A 255-nucleotide genomic window follows, 5' to 3' on the forward strand; every position below is an offset into this window, starting at 1 on the left:
GGTGGTGATGCCGCTCGCCACCATCAGCGCGTCGTGGCGGCTCATCGCCGAGTGGGCATGCCAGTCAACTTTCGGGCGCGGGGTGAAGAATTTATCCAGATTATCGGTATGCAGCTCAATCAGCCCCGGCAGCAGCCAGCCGCCTTCGCCGTCCATCGCCTCCGGCAGGCGGCTCTGGCTTTCGGCAAAGGCGCGGATTTCGCCGTTCTGCACCTCCAGCGAACCGCTTACCACCTCGTTTTCCAGCACCAGCTT

General features: G+C 63.1%; 1 pseudogene. It reads right to left on the reverse strand.

The annotated features are described in order from the left end of the window. Positions 1-255: pseudogene (locus tag R0J88_RS21740) on the reverse strand (alpha-D-ribose 1-methylphosphonate 5-triphosphate diphosphatase); the annotation flags it as partial.

Source organism: Pseudoalteromonas sp. SIMBA_162 (assembly GCF_046535955.1).
Taxonomy (GTDB): Bacteria; Pseudomonadota; Gammaproteobacteria; order Enterobacterales; family Alteromonadaceae; genus Pseudoalteromonas; species Pseudoalteromonas marina.